At 57.6% G+C, this 16,847-nt stretch carries 15 protein-coding genes, 1 tRNA gene and 1 pseudogene; 14 read left to right on the plus strand and 3 right to left on the minus strand.

Features of this window, described 5'->3' with window-relative positions; all coding sequences use genetic code 11:
- Nucleotides 1–108 precede the first annotated feature (108 nt).
- From deoA to mrdA, 4 genes are all read left to right on the plus strand, one after another.
- A complete protein-coding gene (gene deoA, locus HA43_RS17495) occupies nucleotides 109–1,431 on the plus strand; it encodes a thymidine phosphorylase (RefSeq protein WP_094112229.1) in 1,323 nt (440 codons plus the stop codon).
- Between the two features lie 95 nt (nucleotides 1,432–1,526).
- Nucleotides 1,527–2,750, plus strand: coding sequence for a phosphopentomutase (gene deoB / locus HA43_RS17500; RefSeq protein ID WP_094112230.1), 1,224 nt, complete (start codon nucleotides 1,527–1,529; stop codon nucleotides 2,748–2,750).
- Nucleotides 2,751–2,785: 35 nt separating this feature from the next.
- On the plus strand, nucleotides 2,786–3,499 hold the full coding sequence (gene deoD / locus HA43_RS17505; protein ID WP_039380134.1) for a purine-nucleoside phosphorylase: 714 nt from the start codon (nucleotides 2,786–2,788) through the stop codon (nucleotides 3,497–3,499).
- 148 nt (nucleotides 3,500–3,647) lie between these two features.
- Complete coding sequence (gene mrdA, locus HA43_RS17510; RefSeq protein WP_094112231.1) at nucleotides 3,648–5,522, plus strand: penicillin-binding protein 2; 1,875 nt, start codon at nucleotides 3,648–3,650, stop codon at nucleotides 5,520–5,522.
- Nucleotides 5,523–5,525: 3 nt separating this feature from the next.
- Here mrdA and HA43_RS19335 read toward each other — a convergent pair whose 3' ends face one another.
- Nucleotides 5,526–6,842 (minus strand): methyl-accepting chemotaxis protein, encoded by a 1,317-nt coding sequence (locus HA43_RS19335; RefSeq protein ID WP_094112232.1) that lies wholly within the window; start codon nucleotides 6,840–6,842, stop codon nucleotides 5,526–5,528.
- Between the two features lie 196 nt (nucleotides 6,843–7,038).
- Here HA43_RS19335 and HA43_RS17520 point away from each other — a divergent pair.
- Together HA43_RS17520 and HA43_RS17525 are read left to right on the plus strand one after the other, a co-directional pair.
- A tRNA-Phe gene (locus HA43_RS17520) sits at nucleotides 7,039–7,114 on the plus strand.
- A gap of 258 nt (nucleotides 7,115–7,372) precedes the next feature.
- Entirely contained in the window at nucleotides 7,373–8,566 is a 1,194-nt protein-coding gene (locus tag HA43_RS17525) for an MFS transporter (protein ID WP_094112233.1), read from the plus strand.
- A 102-nt stretch (nucleotides 8,567–8,668) separates the two neighbouring features.
- Here HA43_RS17525 and HA43_RS17530 read toward each other — a convergent pair.
- A pseudogene (locus tag HA43_RS17530) lies at nucleotides 8,669–9,174 on the minus strand (ferritin-like domain-containing protein).
- An 18-nt stretch (nucleotides 9,175–9,192) separates the two neighbouring features.
- On the minus strand, nucleotides 9,193–9,390 hold the full coding sequence (locus HA43_RS17535) for a con-10 family general stress protein (protein WP_039380126.1): 198 nt from the start codon (nucleotides 9,388–9,390) through the stop codon (nucleotides 9,193–9,195).
- 562 nt (nucleotides 9,391–9,952) lie between these two features.
- Between HA43_RS17535 and HA43_RS17540 the strand changes: the two genes are divergently transcribed.
- From HA43_RS17540 to HA43_RS17575, 8 genes are all read left to right on the plus strand, one after another.
- Nucleotides 9,953–10,912: a LysR family transcriptional regulator gene (locus HA43_RS17540; RefSeq protein ID WP_052246444.1), complete on the plus strand. Its 960-nt coding sequence runs from the start codon at nucleotides 9,953–9,955 to the stop codon at nucleotides 10,910–10,912.
- 245 nt (nucleotides 10,913–11,157) lie between these two features.
- The gene (locus HA43_RS17545) at nucleotides 11,158–12,612 is read left to right on the plus strand and encodes an NAD(P)-binding domain-containing protein (protein WP_094112239.1); all 1,455 of its coding nucleotides are present in this window, start codon (nucleotides 11,158–11,160) and stop codon (nucleotides 12,610–12,612) included.
- Nucleotides 12,609–13,091: a CMD domain-containing protein gene (locus tag HA43_RS17550; protein ID WP_094112234.1), complete on the plus strand. Its 483-nt coding sequence runs from the start codon at nucleotides 12,609–12,611 to the stop codon at nucleotides 13,089–13,091. Before HA43_RS17545 ends, HA43_RS17550 begins: the two co-directional genes overlap by 4 nt.
- The gene (locus tag HA43_RS17555; RefSeq protein WP_094112235.1) at nucleotides 13,088–13,654 is read left to right on the plus strand and encodes a peroxidase-related enzyme; all 567 of its coding nucleotides are present in this window, start codon (nucleotides 13,088–13,090) and stop codon (nucleotides 13,652–13,654) included. The genes HA43_RS17550 and HA43_RS17555 overlap by 4 nt, the downstream gene beginning before the upstream one ends.
- Before the next feature lie 9 nt (nucleotides 13,655–13,663).
- Nucleotides 13,664–14,401, plus strand: a complete 738-nt coding sequence (locus HA43_RS17560; RefSeq protein ID WP_094112236.1) for an amino acid ABC transporter ATP-binding protein — start codon at nucleotides 13,664–13,666, stop codon at nucleotides 14,399–14,401.
- Between the two features lie 20 nt (nucleotides 14,402–14,421).
- Nucleotides 14,422–15,237, plus strand: coding sequence for a transporter substrate-binding domain-containing protein (locus HA43_RS17565; protein ID WP_039380121.1), 816 nt, complete (start codon nucleotides 14,422–14,424; stop codon nucleotides 15,235–15,237).
- 86 nt (nucleotides 15,238–15,323) lie between these two features.
- Nucleotides 15,324–16,010, plus strand: a complete 687-nt coding sequence (locus HA43_RS17570; protein ID WP_199560449.1) for an amino acid ABC transporter permease — start codon at nucleotides 15,324–15,326, stop codon at nucleotides 16,008–16,010.
- A 14-nt stretch (nucleotides 16,011–16,024) separates the two neighbouring features.
- Nucleotides 16,025–16,717: an amino acid ABC transporter permease gene (locus HA43_RS17575; protein WP_094112238.1), complete on the plus strand. Its 693-nt coding sequence runs from the start codon at nucleotides 16,025–16,027 to the stop codon at nucleotides 16,715–16,717.
- Nucleotides 16,718–16,847: the final 130 nt, after the last annotated feature.

Here is a 16,847-nt window from a genome sequence, read left to right on the forward strand (position 1 = left end):
TCCGGCCAGGGGCGCATGAATGCGCCCCCTACGGGGTACAAAATCCAACATTCCCGTAGAGGGCGCATTTATGCGCCGCGTATATACCAGCAATCACAGGAGGCAACCTTGTTTCTGCCACAGGAAATCATCCGGAAAAAACGTGACGGGCAGCCGCTGAGTGAGGCGGAGATCCGCTTTTTCATCGATGGCGTGCGCGATGAAACCGTTTCGGAAGGGCAAATCGCTGCGCTGGCGATGACCATCTATTTTAACGATATGAACCTGCAGGAACGCGTTGCCCTGACCATGGCGATGCGCGACTCAGGATCGGTTCTGGAGTGGCAATCGCTGCAGCTCAACGGTCCGGTAGTGGATAAACATTCAACCGGTGGCGTAGGCGATGTTACCTCTCTGATGCTGGGACCGATGGTCGCCGCCTGCGGTGGATATGTGCCGATGATCTCCGGACGCGGTCTGGGTCATACCGGCGGCACGCTGGATAAGCTGGAGGCCATTCCGGGCTTTGATATTTACCCCAGCGACGACCGTTTCCGCGACATAATTAAACAGGTGGGGGTAGCGATCATCGGGCAGACCCGCTCGCTCGCGCCCGCAGATAAACGCTTTTACGCCACGCGCGATGTCACCGCCACGGTTGACTCCATTCCGCTGATCACCGCCTCGATTCTCGCCAAAAAACTCGCAGAAGGGCTGGATGCGCTGGTGATGGATGTCAAAGTGGGTTCAGGCGCCTTTATGCCCACCTTTGCCGCCTCGGAACAGCTGGCGCAGTCGATTGTGCGGGTGGCGAACGGCGCAGGATGCAAGACCACCGCGCTGCTTACCGACATGAATCAGGTACTGGCCTCAACCGCGGGTAACGCTCTGGAAGTGCGCGAAGCGGTGCAGTTCCTGACCGGCGAGGCGCGCAATCCGCGTCTGTATGAGGTCACGATGGCGCTTTGCGCTGAGATGCTGGTGTCCGGCCAGCTGGCAGCGAATGACACCGAGGCGCGGCAGAAACTGCAGCAGGTGCTGGATAACGGTAAAGCTGCCGAGGTATTCGCACGAATGGTGGCGGCTCAGAACGGGCCGGCAGATTTTATCGAGCGGATAGATCACTATCTGCCGGCGCCGGCTTTCAGCAGGCCGCTCTATGCAGAAGAAGCGGGGATCGTCAGCGCGATGGATACGCGGGCGCTGGGCATGGCCGTTGTGGCGCTGGGCGGCGGGCGGCGGCGGGCCACTGATACAATCGACTACAGCACAGGCCTGAGCGACATGATTGCGCTGGGCTGCCGGGTTGATACGCAGCGGCCGCTGGCGATGATCCATGCCGCCTCGGAAGCGCAGTGGCAGGAAGCCGCGCAGGCGGTCAGAACCGCCATCGTACTGAGCGACCAGGCACCTGAAACCACGCCCGTGGTATATCGCCGCATCAGTGAATAGTGGCGTTACTGCGTGCCAGACAGCAGCCATTCAGGTATACTGATCTGATCGCTTTTTTTTGACTTGTCATCGCGCCTGGCGCGCAGGAGACTTGCATGAAACGTGCTTTTATTATGGTTCTCGACTCCTTCGGCATCGGTTCCAGTAAAGATGCTGATAAATTCGGTGATGCGGGTTCAGATACGCTTGGCCATATCGCTGAAGCCTGTTTTGAAGGTCGCGCAAACGAAGGGCGCGAAGGCCCGCTACATCTGCCAAACATGACCGCGCTCGGTCTTGGCAAAGCGGCAGAACTCTCGACCGGCCGCTTTCCGCCAGGGCTGGATCCAGATGCTGAAATCATCGGCGCTTACGCTTACGCCAGCGAACTCTCTTCCGGCAAAGATACCCCCTCCGGCCACTGGGAAATTGCCGGTGTCCCGGTTCTGTTCGACTGGGGCTACTTTAGCGATAAAGAGAACAGCTTTCCGCAGGCGCTGCTGGATAAGCTGGTGGAGCGCGCCGATCTGCCGGGCTATCTCGGCAACTGCCACTCTTCCGGTACGGTGATCCTCGATCAGCTGGGTGAAGAGCACATGAAAACCGGTAAGCCGATTTTCTATACCTCAGCAGACTCGGTGTTCCAGATCGCCTGTCACGAAGAGACCTTTGGCCTTGAGCGGCTGTATGAACTGTGTGAAATTGCCCGTGAAGAGCTGACGGAAGGCGGCTACAACATCGGTCGCGTCATTGCCCGTCCGTTTGTGGGTGATAAAGCGGGCAGCTTTGAGCGTACCGGCAACCGTCACGATCTGGCCGTTGAGCCGCCATCACCGACCATGCTGAAAAAGCTGGTCGACGAGAAGGGCGGGGAAGTGATCTCGGTAGGTAAAATTGCCGATATCTATGCGCATCAGGGCATCACGCAGAAAGTGAAAGCGACCGGTCTCGACGCGCTGTTTGACGCCACGATTGAGCAGATGAAAAAGGCGCCTGACACCTCTATCGTCTTTACCAACTTTGTTGATTTCGACTCAACCTGGGGTCATCGCCGCGATATCGCAGGCTATGCCGGCGGACTGGAGCTGTTTGACCGCCGTCTGCCAGAGCTGATGGCGCTGGTGCAGGAGGGCGATATTCTGATCCTGACCGCTGACCACGGCTGCGATCCCAGCTGGGAAGGCACTGAGCATACGCGTGAGCATATCCCGATTCTCATCTACGGTCCGGGCGTCAAGCCGGGATCGCTGGGTTATCGCGACACCTTTGCCGATATCGGCCAGACCATTGCCGCGTACTTTGGCCTCTCCAGCATGGACTACGGCAAAAGCATGCTGTAAAACAGCGCACACTTTTTTGAAAAGGAATAAGAACCATGGCAACGCCACATATTAATGCAGAAATGGGTGATTTCGCGGACGTCGTGCTGATGCCTGGCGACCCGCTGCGCGCAAAGCATATCGCTGAGACTTTCCTGGACGATGTTGTGGAAGTCAACAACGTACGCGGTATGCTTGGCTTCACCGGCACCTATAAAGGCCGTAAGATTTCGGTAATGGGCCACGGTATGGGGATCCCATCCTGCTCAATCTATACCAAAGAGCTGATCACCGATTTTGGCGTGAAGAAAATCATCCGCGTCGGCTCATGTGGTGCAGTACGTGCTGACGTGAAACTGCGTGATGTGGTGATTGGTCTGGGCGCCTGCACCGACTCCAAAGTAAACCGTATGCGTTTCAAAGATCATGATTTTGCAGCGATTGCTGACTTTGACATGGTACGCAACGCGGTTGACGCAGCAAAAGCGCTGGGCGTTGACGCGCGCGTCGGCAACATCTTCTCTGCGGATCTGTTCTACACGCCCGATCCGCAGATGTTTGATGTCATGGAGAAGTACGGCATCCTCGGCGTTGAGATGGAAGCCGCAGGGATCTACGGCGTGGCGGCAGAGTTTGGTGCGAAAGCGCTGACCATCTGTACCGTCTCTGACCATATCCGCACGCACGAACAGACCAGCGCGGCAGAGCGTCAGACTACCTTCAACGATATGATCAAAATTGCACTGGAATCGGTGCTGCTGGGCGACTAACTTCGCCTGTGTCCGGGGCGCATTAATGCGCTCCGGTCCTCCCTCCGTAAACATCTGACACACTTTTACCCAGGCTTGTGCATCTTCAGGCTGGCTCTGACGCTCACGCTGTTTATCATAAGCGCGATAATGAAGAGACCCTTTCCTGATGAATTTTCGCAATTTCGAAGCTGAAGAAAAACTGTTTGCCCGGCGGGCGCTGGTGGCATTTGCGCTGGTGGTGACCTGCTTTATCGTTCTGGGAATCAATCTTTATCGTCTGCAGGTCCGTCAGCACCGCTACTACCAGACGCGCTCCAACGAAAACGACATTAAAATGATCCCCATCGCGCCTACACGCGGGCTGATATACGATCGCAACGGCATTCCGCTGGTACACAATGTCACCTGGTATGACGTACTGGTCACGCCCTATAAGGTCAGCGATATGGCGGCCACGCTCCGCGCCCTGACGCCGCTGCTTGATCTGACGCCCGATGATATTGACGCATTCAGGCATGCGCTGCAGCACAGCAGCCGCTATAAACCGGTCGAGCTGAAAGCGGAGCTTACCGATCGTCAGGTGGCGCGCTTTGCCGTGAACCAGTTTCGCTTCACCGGCGTCAGCGTATCGACTTATCAGGATCGGGAATACCCCTACGGCGCTGACCTGGCGCACGTGGTGGGCTACGTCTCCAAAATCAACGACGCTGACTACAGGCGGCTGAACGAGGCGGGCAGAGAGGAGAACTACGCCGCGGACCATAACATCGGCAAGCAGGGCATTGAAGGCTACTATGAGGCATTGCTGCACGGCAAAACCGGCTACCAGGAAGTGGAGGTCGACAACCATGGCCGCATCGTGCGCGTGCTGAAAGAGGTTCCGCCGGTGGCTGGCAAAAATATCTGGCTGACCCTCGATCTGCATCTGCAGCAGTATGTTGAGCAGCAGCTGGCCGGCCAGCGCGCGGCGGTACTGATTGAAGATCCGCACGACGGCAGCGTGCTGGCGATGGTCTCCAGCCCCAGCTACGATCCCAACCCGTTTGTGAAAGGCATCAGTTATAAAGCCTACAAAGCGCTGCTGCAGAATAAAGATTTGCCGCTTATCAACCGCGTCACGCAGGGCCTCTATCCGCCCGCCTCGACGGTAAAGCCATATATGGCGATCTCTGCACTGCTGACCCACACTATCACGCCCGCGACCACCTTCTTTGGCGGACCCACCTGGACCCTGCCCGGCACGCACCGCACCTGGCGCGACTGGAAAAAAACGGGCCACGGTATGCTGGACGTTACTAAAGCGATTGAGGAGTCGGCAGACACCTTTTTCTATCAGGTGGCATTTATGATGGGTATCGATCGCATTCATACGATGCTGAGCCAGTTTGGCTATGGCAAGTCAACCGGTATCGATCTCAACGAAGAGTACACCGGTCTGCTCCCGGATCGCGCCTGGAAAAAACGGGTGCATAAACGGGCGTGGTATCAGGGCGATACGGTATCAGTCGGGATCGGGCAGGGCTACTGGATCGCAACCCCGATCCAGATGGTCCGGGCGATGGTCGCGCTGATCAATAACGGCAAAGTGATCACGCCGCATCTGCTGGCTAAAGCGCAGCGTGGCGGCTGGCAGCAGCCTTATCAGCCCGTCAGGCCGCAGCCGCAGATTGGCGAGGCGAACTCGCCATACTGGGGGCTGGTGCGCCGGGCGATGTTTGGTATGGCTAACGCCCCTAACGGCACCGGATATAAATATTTTCATACCGCGCCATACGGCATTGCAGCGAAGTCCGGGACGTCGCAGGTGTTCAGCCTGAAGCAGAACCAGACCTATAATGCGAAAGCGATCCCGATCCGGCTGCGCGATCATATTTTTTATACCGCCTTTGCACCGTTCAGCGATCCTAAAGTGGCGATTGCGTTGATTCTGGAAAACGGCGGAAACGAGAGCGTGAGCGCCGCGCCGGTAATGCGCAATATTCTCGATCATATCTTCCTGCCGCCGGCATCCGACGCGCCGCTGCAGACGGCAGGGCAGTAGCGGCTACTCTTCTTTTAACGTCGCGGTGACGTGGCCGATAGCGCGGACCACGTCACCTGAGCTGCCGCGGATCTCCGCCATCATGTCGCCCGCCTCCTGAGCAAGCAGTACGCCCTGATCGGCGCGCTTCAGGTTAGATGCAATGCCCTGCAGCGCTTTCTCTGCCAGCAGATGGTTATCGCGCACCCGGTTTTCGATTTCAGTAGTGGCGCGATTGATATTTTCCGCCAGCGCACGCACCTCATTCGCCACCACGGCAAAGCTGCGTCCATGCTGTCCGGCCCGCGCCGCCTCAACCGCCGCGTTCAGCGCCAGCAGATTGGTCTGTTCGGCAATACGGCGGATGCTTTCGACAATCGCGCCAATGCGATCGGAGGAGTCGCTGAGATTGGTAATATCACCGGAGATACCGTGCAGTTCGCCTGCCAGCGCATTCATGGTCTGCACGCTGTTCTCCAGCACGGTAGCGCCCAGGCGGGTGCTTTCGCTGGTCTGCAGCGCCGTCTGATACGCCTGCTGCGCAGCGTCACGTTCCTGCTGGCTCTTCTCCACCTGCGGGGTCACATCAGTGGCGAATTTAACAATTTTATAGAGAGTGCCCGCCTCATCGAAAACCGGATTATAGGTGGCGCGCAGCCAGACGGTACGGCCCTGTTTATCCACGCGCTGAAACTGGCCGGAGATGTATTCACCCTGATTCAGCTTCTGCCAGAAACGACGATAGGCGTTGCTCTGCTGCGTTTCTGGCGGACAGAACTGACTGTGGTGCCGGCCAAGGATCTCCTGCTCCCGATAGCCCATGGTTTTAAGAAAGTTGTCATTTGCCATCAGCACTTCGCCCTGCAGATTAAAGGCGATAACCGCCATTGAGCGATCGATAGCCGCCGTCATGGCGCGCTGCTCCTGCGTATCCAGAATGTGTGCCGTAATGTCACTCGCCAGCTTAACAATCTTTATTACCCGGCCGCTGCGGTCCTGTACCGGCACATAATTGGCTTCCAGCCAGACCGGACGGCTGTGTTTCGCCACGCGCAGAAACTTATCGCTGAACCCCTCGCCGCGGTTGAGCCGTTGCCAGAAATCGCGATACGCGGCCGAGTGAACCATGTCGGGCGTACAAAACAGCGCGTGGTGCTGCCCGACGATCTCCGGCAGGGTATAGCCCATGCGCTCCAGAAACAGATCGTTGGCGGTAATGATTTTGCCATCCGGCGTAAACTCAATCATGGCAATCACATCCTGCAATGAACTGAGCGTTGCGCGGCTGCGCTTTTGCCACGCAAGGCGTGACATAATACCTGATGCAATAGTGCTGAACATGGCGGACCTTTTTATGTTTATTGGATGTCAGCACGGTTATCGGCAGCCGGATGCGAAAATCCATCGCGACAGCGCAGCAGAGTGTGTCAGAATTTAACCAGTAAGCGCAGCGGATGCTCTAAAAGTCAGCAGTCAGCGCGTATTTGCTGAAAAGCGTTTGACGCTGCGACCGGGGTAGGGTTTAATGCGCCCCGTTGCCCGAATAGCTCAGTCGGTAGAGCAGCGGATTGAAAATCCGCGTGTCCCTGGTTCGATTCCGGGTTCGGGCACCACAATTCAGAAAACCCGGCCTTATGGCCGGGTTTTTGCTTTTCTGCGCTCCCCATATTCGCTCTGCGCTCCGGCGTATACGCTCCACTCCTCCTGGTCTGACACAGTCAGCACCTTCATCTGCACGATCGCACCCCGGATACAGACAGACAGCTGCGAACACTGCTTTCATTTAGTTACTTTTACACTACGTGACTTTTCCTGAATCTTTGCCATTACTTAACAGGCGGACCCGCACTAAAAAATCAGGAATATGAGCAATGCCGATACGATCGCTGCAGGCGCTTTGTCTGGTGAGTTTTTTTCTCGCCGACGTGCGCGACGGGCTGGGACCTTTTCTGGGGATATTTTTAACGCAGCGTGGCTGGCAGCCAAATGATGTCGGCCTGGTGATGACGGCGGGCGGGCTGGCGGGGCTTATCGCCACGCTGCCTGCCGGGATCGTTACGGATGCCACGCGCTACAAACGTCTGCTGCTGCTGGGTGGCTGCGCGCTGATTACCGTTGCCACGCTGTGGCTCTGGTATTCACAGCAAAGCTGGGTGGTAGCAATTACGCAGATCATCAGCGGCGTTTCTGCCGCGTTTATTGCCCCGGTGCTGGCAGGGATCACGCTGGGTCTGGCCGGACAGCGCGGTTTTAACCGGCAGATGGGGCGCAACGAAGCGTTTAACCACGCCGGGAATATGAGCGCTGCGCTGATTGCCGGGGCCGCGACATGGTACTGGGGGACCGGCTCGGTATTTATTCTGATGACAGCGATGGCGCTGCTGACCTCACTCGCTATCCTGGCCATCCGCGGAAAAGATATTGACCATCAGGCAGCGCGCGGTCTGGATGCGTCTGCGGGCGGCGCGGTTCCCCGCCTCTCTGACCTGACGCGCAACGCACCGCTGATGACCACAGGCATCACGCTGCTGCTGTTCCATCTCGCGAATGCGGCACTGCTGCCGATGCTCAGTATGCGCGTAGCCGCCTCGCCCGGCGGCATGAATCCCGGCGTTTATGCTGCTGCAACCGTGATTATCTCGCAGGCGGTGATGATCCCGGTAGCGCTCTGGACGGCGGCGCGCGCCGAAACGCTGGGGTATCAGCGTCTGATTATGCTGCCGCTGCTGCTGCTGCCGCTGCGCGCCGTACTCGCCGCCAGCTTTACCGATCCCTGGCTGATGATCCCGGTTCAGATACTGGACGGCATTGCAGCCGGTACGCTGGGCGTTGCGGTGCCAGGCTACATTGTGCAGCTGCTGCGCGGCAGCGGACACGTTAATGCCGGGCAGAGTGCGGTGATGCTGATGCAGGGAGCGGGTGCCGCCTTTAGTCCGGCGCTGACCGGCATGATTGTCAGGCACTACTCTTATAGCGTGGCGTTCAGCACGCTAAGCGTGATTGCGCTGACAGCGCTGCTGATCTGGTGGCAGGCGAGGCGGTTCGCGCAGGTAAATGAGGCATAAAAGGCCAGCACAGAAGCAACCTTACTGTGCTGGCTGGCCAGCTGGCCGATAGATAATATGCAATGTCAAAGTCCGGGGAAGAAAATCAAAGCGCAGCCAACGCTATTTCTTTGCTTCTACGCCCGGTGTACTGGAGCGGATAAGGAACTGCTTTGTAACGTTGCCCAGATGATTGGCTGTCCAGTCGGCCATCGCCTGTTCCTGCTCGCGAATGCGGGTGAAAATTGACACGCTCTCGCTGTCGTTAAGCTGTTCCGCCGCGGCAATGAGCGCAGTGTAATTCGCGATCTCAAAGTTCTCAAAAACGTTGCCGCTGATAGCGCCTTTAACCACCTCATCTTCAGTCATCATGCCGCCAACGCCTGGCCAAACGCCGACAGTTTTCCTGCGGCATCTTTGATCACCGAACGGGACGTGTCGTAACGGTCAATGACGCTCTGCACCAGCTGCTGCTGTTCACGTGTTTCATCAATGTGCTGCTCAATACGCGCTTTGAGATCGGGATAGTGTTCGAGCCGGGCTGCCATTTTTTCCAGCATGCTCTCCGCCTGCTTCTCCATAGCGTGTGCATCTCTGACCCAGTCAATAAAATGTTCTTCGTAAGTCATTAGATTCTCCCGTTAATGTTAAGCCTGTGCACCCTGTGCAGCATCTTTATCTGTGCCACGACGACTCTTTTTACCCCCTTTACGGCCCGCTTCAATTGCGCGCTCAGGGTTATTGCGAAAGTTACCGCCGCTGACCTGACCGCCTTTTTTCCCCGCTTCGCGGGCACGTTCAGGATTCAGGGCAAAATTACCGGCACCGCCACGTGGATTGCTCATCATTTACTCCTCAGAGGGTAAAGCATATTAAAGTATTTAGTTTGCAACTTAAGGTTAGCGTTATTTTCCGGATTAACAAGGGCGCCAGTCAGGAATAATCTTAATTGGGGTTTTTATATTTTTTATTTCTTTAAGAGCTAATTTATAAAATCACGATTTGTTTTGTGTACAGAGAAATACTATTTGTACAATAAATTTTATCTCGGTATTTTTAGATATTTATCCTTTATTTTTAGTGCCTTGCTTCAATTAAAGGTGGTTTTTATAAGTTGTACGATTTTACTGTTTGTTGTACAGATTTATATTGCAAGGTAACAGCGTGTCGTATGAAGGGAATTAAGCGCAGCGGTGGAAAGTATTTCTTAAATTTAACATGTAATTTTTTGTCAGTTGATTTTTTTGACTGAGATCATTTCAGCCAGGGCAATAATATATTCTGGAGTGGTCATTACCTAAATTGAGACTTTCAGGTTATGCAGTGACTTAACGGGGCTCTGCACCTTATGATGGCGGCATCACTTATGCTCAGCCCGGTGAGCAAGCATGCAGGAATCACCCCGTAATGAATTTACTCAACGATCTCGATCTGCGTCAGCTGGAAGCGTTCGCAGCGGTTATTGCAGCGGGCAGCGTGACCGCCGCAGCGAAAGCGCTGAATCGCTCACAGCCTGTGGTTTCACGCCAGCTGCAGGAGCTGGAGCTCTCTCTGGGCTATCCGCTCTTTATCCGCAACGGACCGCGTATTCACCCCTCCGAAGAGGCGCTGCAACTGCATCAGTATGTGCAGAAAGCGCTGCTCTCTTTGCAGCAGATCCGGCTGCGTGCGCAGGAGATCGCGCAGCAGCAGCAGCGGCCACTCAGCATTGCGGCCACGCCGGCGCTGGCGGCAGGGCTGCTGCCGCAGGCGCTGGCGGCGATTGGCCTGCACAATAAAGTGCAGATCATCAGTGAGTCTGCTGCGCAAACGGCGCACGCGGTGATCACCGCCGAGGCGGACATCGGCCTTTGCAGCCTGCCGCTGGAGCATGATGCAGTGGTACTGCACTGGATCGGCCACGCGCGCTGCGTGGTGGCGCTGCCGGATAGCGACCCGCTTGCGGCGCAGCCGCAGATATCGCTCAGCCAGCTGGCGGGACGGCGACTTATCGCCCCCTGGAACCCGCAGCGCCTGCGCGGGCGCTATGAAAAAGCGCTGAAGCGTGTCAATACGCCGCTACCGGAAACCATTGAAACCAACTCTTCGGCAAATATTCTTGGCTGCGTCCGCGCCGGGCTGGGCGTGGCTATTCTGGAGCCGGTTTCCGGCTGGGGAATGCCGCTGGCTGGCGTCACTATCTGTACGCTGGAAGAGGATATTCCTTACTACTTTGGCGTGGTCACGCCGCAGGGACGGCAGATCACCGCGGCAGCACAGGCGCTGGTAGAAGCGCTCGCCGCCGCGGCTGCCGCGCTGTTGCCCGATTTTCAGCGGCTGGCCTCAAGCGAACACACCCGCGTTATGCGGCTTATCAATCAGCTTTAAGGCGTCTGCAGGGCGTGGCAACTGGCTTATACCCATTCCGGCATAAGATATAAGAAATCCATTGGTTAAATGCTGAGCGCTATTATTGACTCCATCCAGCCGCAGGAGGAGTATGCAAAGCCTTAGCTTTTACTATGTGTATTAACAATCATTAGCCGGTAACTATGCGTTATCAGGATAATAAGGCCGGCGATTGTGGGTATGCGTTTGACAGTGTTTTTGCGCTGACATCAGGGGATACTTATATGACTTCAGCTGCCGACGGTCTGGCCGCGCTGGAAGCTCAGCTACAGCAGGACCTGGAATACCTTGAACTGCCCGCAAAACCCTGGGTGCCTGCACACACGGTTGATAATCAGCCGGTGCGCGATGTTGTCGTGATCGGTGCCGGGATGTGCGGCCTGGCGGCGACGGCCCGGCTGCAGCTGGCGGGTATCACCAATAGTATTACTTACGATACCGCACCAGCGGGGCAGGAGGGGCCGTGGGTTACGTTTGCCCGTATGGAGACGCTGCGTTCACCTAAGTCACTGCAGGGACCGGCACTCGGTCTGGCCTCGCTGACCTTTCGCGCATGGTATACCGCGCAGTGGGGAAAAGCGGCCTGGCAGGCGCTGGACAAAATCCCGAAAGAGATGTGGATGAACTACCTGGTTTGGTACCGGCAGGTACTCAATCTTCCGGTACAGAACGGCGTCCGCGTTACCGCCATTGAACCTGCCGGGTCGCTGATTGCGCTGACGCTGGAAGGCGCAGCGCCGGCACGCGTCTATACCCGCCGGCTGGTGCTGGCAACCGGCCGTTCCGGCCTGGGCGGCGTTGCCGTTCCCCCCTTTTTGCAGGGCGTCGATCGCCGCTTCTGGGCACACTCCGCCGACAACATCGACTTCCGTGCGCTGCAGGGTAAGCGGGTTGCGGTGATTGGTGCTGGTGCTTCGTCAATGGATAATGCCGCAACCGCGCTGGAGCAGGGCGCAGCCAGGGTGGATCTGCTGATCCGCCGTAAAGCGATGCCGCGCATCAATAAAATGACCGGTATCGGCAGTCAGGGCGTGGTACACGGTATGCACCAGCTGCCGGATATGTGGAAATGGAAGTTTGTTGATTATACCGCTGCCACCCAGACGCCGCCGCCGCGCGCCTCCACCCTGCGCGTTTCGCGTCATGAAAATGCCCGTTTTTTGCTGAACTGCGCTATCAATGCCGTCAGGCCCGAAGGGGATGAGCTGGTCATTGAGACGACGCAGGGGCCGCTGCGCTATGACTACCTGATTGCGGCTACCGGTTTCAGCAACGATTTCAGCGGCCGATCCGAATTCGCCGCCATCGCCCCGCACATCCGCCGCTGGGCAGACGGTCGCTATCAGCCTGCCATGGGGCCGGCGCGCCAGAATATGCTGGAGGCGCCTGACCTGGGACCCGGGTTTGAGTTTCGCGAGCGGGCACCCGGCGCCTGCCCGATGCTTTCACATATTCACTGTTTCAATGATGCCGCAATGCTGACGCACGGCAAAGTCTCCGGTGATATCCCTGCGGTCAGCGCCGGTGCCGATCGGCTGGTGCGGGCGATTGCGGCCTCGCTGTTTGCCGAGGATGTGGAGCAGCACTATGCCAGCCTGCAGGCGTATGACACGCCTGAATTACAGGGCGATGAATGGGTGGACGCCACCCCCTTACTGAATCAGGAGAACGCGTTATGAGTGACGCTATCGATCGCGCCGCCGGGCTGACCCCTGACGCGGCGCTCTACCAGACGCGGCGGCTGCGGCCGGAGTTTGTTGATGGCGCCGAGGCGTGCCGTCGCTCCGTGTTGACACCGGAAGATGACCAGGGGCTCTCTGCAGCCCTGCGGCTGGCGCTGGCGCAGCGCATGGCGCGGCTGAATCAGGACAGTGCGCTGGAGCAGGCGTATCAGCATGAGCTGGCGCAGCTGCAGCCGGCAGATGAGCTGCTGGCGCTGGCGGAAGGTGCGCTGCCGGCAGGCGAACCGCTGGCAACAATTGTGCGTCATACCGATCTGGTCACGTCTCAGCCGGTGCAGGCCACCGAGCAGCACATCCGGCTGCTGGAGCAGGCGGGGCTGAATAACCCGCAGATTGTGGCGCTCTCTGAGCTGATCGCCTTTGTTAACTTTCAGACGCGCGTGGCGGCTGGCCTGCGCCTGCTGAGGTCAGCATGATCCCTTCTGTTTCCCTGAAGCCGCTGCACTGGCACCCCTATATTGCGCCGGTCAGCGTAGACGACGCCACGCCGGCCCAGCGCGATGCGATGAAAATTACACCCTCCAATAAGAAGGTGTCGGAGTATGTCCGCACGCTGGTGCACGATCCGGAAAGCTACACCGCACGTACCGGGCTGTTCAACGCCATTATGTATGTTGAGGGCGGACTGAATCGCGCCGATCGCGAGCTGGGCGCGCTGGGCGCGTCAATCGTGAACGGCTGCCGCTACTGCGCTGTGGTGCATGCGCGCCGGCACGTGCAGCTGGCTGAAAACGACGCGGTGGTCAGTGCAATCTATTTTGACCGCGCCGATGCGCTGGGCGAGCGCGACGCCGCGATCTATCACTTTGCCCGCCGCCTGTCGGTCACGCCAGCCGAAGCGACGACAGAAGATATTGCGCCGCTGCGTGCGGCCGGAATGGACGATCGGGAGATTATCGACCTGATCCACGCTATCGCCATCTTTGGCTGGGCCAACCGCCTGATGCATGTGCTGGGCCATGCTGACCTGAATAAATAGGGCAATGCCATGTTAGAACTTAATAATATTACGCTCGCCTATGGTAACAACCCGATTCTGAAAGGGGTCGATCTGACGGTAAAGCGGGGCGATGTGGTGTCGATTATCGGGCCAAGCGGCACCGGTAAAACCACGCTGCTGCGCTGCATTAATTATCTGGCAAAGCCCACAGCCGGAACGATCGCGCTCGATCAGATCCGCATGGATTATCGCAAACCCGATAAAGCGGCGATCCAGGCGATCCGCCTGCGTACCGCGATGGTATTTCAGCAGTTCAACGTCTTTAAGAACATGACGGTGCTGGAGAATGTGATGGATCCGCTGATCGTGATCCAGCGCAAAAGCCGCCAGGAGGCGCGGACCATCGCGCTTGAGGAGCTGGAGCGGGTCGGACTCAGCGCGAAAGCCGATCACTATCCTTCCCAGCTATCTGGCGGACAGCTGCAGCGCACCGGCATTGCCCGCGCACTGGCGGTGCGGCCGGAGGTCATTCTGTTTGATGAACCGACCTCTTCGCTGGATCCGGAGCTGGTGGGTGAGGTGCTGAAGGTAATCAAAGATGTCACCTCCTCAGGCATCACCTCGCTGCTGGTCACGCATGAGATGCAGTTTGCGAAAAGCGTCTCTAACCGCATTGTGTTTATGGATCAGGGGGTGGTCGCCGCGCAGGGTACCCCGGCAGAGATGTTTGAAAACCCGACCCTGCCGCGCCTTGCCCAGTTTCTCAGCTCAGAACGCATATTCTAATAATCAGAGGAATCAAGATCATGCCTGCACTTAAAACAACATTACGTCGCCTGGCCGCGCCTGGCATCATCGCACTGGCGCTGGTCAGCGGCAGCAGCTTTGCCGATGCGGTTCGCACCATCAAAATCGCTACCGCTGCAGAGTCCAAGCCGCTCTCCTGGGGCGCGATTGGTCATGAGCCGCAGGGCTATGAGCCCGACGTGCTGAAAGCGATTAATGCCAGACTGCCGCAGTACAAATTTGTGATGGAAGGCGCCGCGGATATCGCTCAGGAGACCGGGCTGGCGACCGGCAAATATGATATGGCAACCGGCGGCTACTATAAGGCCCCGGCGCGTAGCAAGCAGTTCCTGATCCCGGATGCACCGATGGGTGCCAGCCTGATGAAGATCTACAGCCGCAGCGACAGCACCATTCAGGGCATGAAAGATCTGGTGGGCAAAAAGGTTGTCCCGGTGACCGCTGGCGGTGGCGTCTACAAATTTGTGACGCAGTGGCAGCAGGATAATCCGAACGACAAGATCGCCATTAAAGCCTCCAGTGCTGGCGTGCCCTATCCGGATCGCCTGAAAGAGGTGCAGAACGGCAAGTATGACGCGCTGATCCTGCCATCAAACCTCGGCGAGCAGACGGTCATTGATAACCAGAAACTGGCTATCAAAGCGAGCGAACCGGTGGCGATCAACAACACCTATGTGCTGCTGCATCGTTCGGCAGAGAATCAGGCGCTGAGTCAGGACATTACAAAGGCGCTGCAGGATCTTAAGGCGGACGGCACGCTGGATAAGCTGGCGCAGAAGTGGTTTGGTGAAGACGTCACGAAATATATGCAGTAACGGATTCACAAGCAGATACCGCGCCGGCTCTCTGGCAGGCGCGGCTCTATAGTAAGCAGGAGTGTTTCACCGTGAATCTATCCGCCATGATCCCCGAGCTGCTGTCAGCGCTGCCGCTGACGCTCGGTATTATGTTTGTTGCGATGCTGGCTGGCTTTGTTCTGGCGCTCATCACGACGCTTTTCCGCGTCCGTCGTATTCCGCTGGTCAGCCAGCTGGCCGATCTGTACGTCTCTTATGCGCGCAGCGTGCCGGTGGTTCTGCAGCTGTTTGTCGCTTTCTACGGCCTGCCGCTGATTACGCAGCAGCTCGGCTTTACGGATTTTGTTTCACCTAATCTGGCCGCCATGATTGGCCTGAGCTTCTATCACGGCGGCTATCTCTCCGAAGTGATGCGCCCGGCGTTTCTGGCGGTAGAGCGCGGTCAGCACGATGCGGCGGACAGCCTGGGTTACGGCTTTCGTCACAAGATGCTGCGCGTGGTAGGACCGCAGGCGGTGCACTTTGCGCTGCCGGGCTATGGTAACGCGATAATTTACCTGATCCATAACGTTGCGCTGGTGATGTATATCGGTGCCGCTGATGTCATGGCGACGGCGCATCTGATTATGGAGCGCGATTACAACCAGTATCAGTTTGGTACCTATCTGGTGCTTGCGGTGATCTATTCGCTGCTCTGTCTGGTCGCCTGGCTGATTATTCGTTTCTTTGAACAGCGTCATGCGAAGTACAGCGCCAAAGCGGCGCGCGTCAAGCTGACCGCCAGCGTCTGATCGGGAGAGCGCGCATGTTTGATACTGAAGTACTACTGCCCGATTTCTGGAGCATTCTGGATGCGGTGCCGGTTACGCTGCTGATGGCGGTGACGGTGTTTATCTGTTCCACGCTGCTGGGCGGGCTGTTTGCGTATATTGAGCATCAGCGTATTCCGCTGCTGCGTCAGCTGGTGATGGTTTACAAAATTGCCTTTAAAGGCGTGCCGATGGTGGTGGTGATTTTTCTCGCCTACTACGGTCTGCCATCCGCGCTGCATTTCTTCGCTACGCTGTTTAACGTCGAGGTGAATGCTCACTCGCTGCCTAACTGGGTGATTATCATCGTCGCGCTGAGCGCCTGCGTAGCGGCATTTCAGGCAGAAGTGTGGAAAGGGGCGCTGAACTCGTTCGACAGCGGCCAGTCCGACGCTGCGCTGTCGCTGGGTTACAGCGGTGGCCAGCTGTTCCGGCGCGTGATGTTCCCGCAAATCATCGTGGCGGCGATCCCGGATCTGGCCAACGCCTTTATGGTGATTATGAAAGCGCTGTCGCTCGCCTTTGCTATCGAAGTGGTGGATATCTTTGCGCAGGCGCAGCTGACGGCGGCGCTGAACTTCTACTATCTCGAAGCGTTCCTGATTGCCGTGGTGTTTTATATGGTGATCGCGTGGGTGGTGACAAAGTTCGCCGATATGATTGAAGCGCGGCTGCGCGTCAGGACCTGAGAGAGAGAGAGGAGGCTGGCGCCGGTTCTGTTCGCCACGGGGGCGTGGGGCACGGGACTGGTTCCGTTCGCCACAGGGGCACGGGGCCGGTTCCGTTCGCCGTCAGCTGCGGCGGCAGCCTGTGCCCCGG

The sequence above is a fragment of the Pantoea eucrina genome (assembly GCF_002095385.1).
GTDB lineage: Bacteria > Pseudomonadota > Gammaproteobacteria > Enterobacterales > Enterobacteriaceae > Pantoea > Pantoea eucrina.

Bases quoted from the DNA above. Each gene is read 5' to 3' on its own strand.
- deoB (WP_094112230.1), top strand. From the start codon at position 1,527: ATGAAACGTGCTTTTATTATGGTTCTCGACTCCTTCGGCATCGGTTCC.
- deoD (WP_039380134.1), top strand. From the start codon at position 2,786: ATGGCAACGCCACATATTAATGCAGAAATGGGTGATTTCGCGGACGTC.
- mrdA (WP_094112231.1), top strand. From the start codon at position 3,648: ATGAATTTTCGCAATTTCGAAGCTGAAGAAAAACTGTTTGCCCGGCGG.
- HA43_RS19335 (WP_094112232.1), bottom strand. From the start codon at position 6,842: ATGTTCAGCACTATTGCATCAGGTATTATGTCACGCCTTGCGTGGCAA.
- HA43_RS17525 (WP_094112233.1), top strand. From the start codon at position 7,373: ATGCCGATACGATCGCTGCAGGCGCTTTGTCTGGTGAGTTTTTTTCTC.
- HA43_RS17535 (WP_039380126.1), bottom strand. From the start codon at position 9,390: ATGAGCAATCCACGTGGCGGTGCCGGTAATTTTGCCCTGAATCCTGAA.
- HA43_RS17540 (WP_052246444.1), top strand. From the start codon at position 9,953: ATGAATTTACTCAACGATCTCGATCTGCGTCAGCTGGAAGCGTTCGCA.
- HA43_RS17545 (WP_094112239.1), top strand. From the start codon at position 11,158: ATGACTTCAGCTGCCGACGGTCTGGCCGCGCTGGAAGCTCAGCTACAG.
- HA43_RS17550 (WP_094112234.1), top strand. From the start codon at position 12,609: ATGAGTGACGCTATCGATCGCGCCGCCGGGCTGACCCCTGACGCGGCG.
- HA43_RS17555 (WP_094112235.1), top strand. From the start codon at position 13,088: ATGATCCCTTCTGTTTCCCTGAAGCCGCTGCACTGGCACCCCTATATT.
- HA43_RS17560 (WP_094112236.1), top strand. From the start codon at position 13,664: ATGTTAGAACTTAATAATATTACGCTCGCCTATGGTAACAACCCGATT.
- HA43_RS17565 (WP_039380121.1), top strand. From the start codon at position 14,422: ATGCCTGCACTTAAAACAACATTACGTCGCCTGGCCGCGCCTGGCATC.
- HA43_RS17570 (WP_199560449.1), top strand. From the start codon at position 15,324: ATGATCCCCGAGCTGCTGTCAGCGCTGCCGCTGACGCTCGGTATTATG.
- HA43_RS17575 (WP_094112238.1), top strand. From the start codon at position 16,025: ATGTTTGATACTGAAGTACTACTGCCCGATTTCTGGAGCATTCTGGAT.